Below are 223 nucleotides of genomic sequence, written 5' to 3'. Positions count from 1 at the left end.
CTGTTCATATCCCTCATTCTCCCTTCTTTTTCTTTTGTTACAAAGTTTCTATTATACTAATACACTTGATAGAAATACGATTAATGCTGTTAATACTACCGCTCCACTTGCTGATCCTACGAAGTCACCTTTTGTTACTTGTAATACTTGCTCTTTCATATCTTTCATTCTCCCTTCTTTTTCTTTTGTTACAAAGTTTCTATTATACTAATACGCTTGATAG

At 32.3% G+C, this 223-nt stretch carries 1 protein-coding gene; it reads right to left on the bottom strand.

Annotation, left to right across the window (positions count from 1 at the left end):
- Positions 1-51: 51 nt before the first annotated feature.
- Positions 52-168 carry a DUF3948 family protein gene (locus MR170_RS31880; protein WP_000654250.1) on the bottom strand — a complete coding sequence of 39 codons (117 nt, stop codon included), beginning with the start codon at positions 166-168 and terminating at the stop codon, positions 52-54.
- Positions 169-223: the final 55 nt, after the last annotated feature.

Origin of the sequence: Bacillus cereus group sp. BfR-BA-01524, from assembly GCF_022662595.1 — a bacterium.
GTDB classification, from domain to species: domain Bacteria; phylum Bacillota; class Bacilli; order Bacillales; family Bacillaceae_G; genus Bacillus_A; species Bacillus_A thuringiensis_S.
Note: the sequence above shows the minus strand (reverse complement) of the source record. Positions and strands in the feature narration are given on the sequence as shown.

Bases quoted from the DNA above. Each gene is read 5' to 3' on its own strand.
- MR170_RS31880 (WP_000654250.1), bottom strand. From the start codon at position 168: ATGAAAGATATGAAAGAGCAAGTATTACAAGTAACAAAAGGTGACTTC.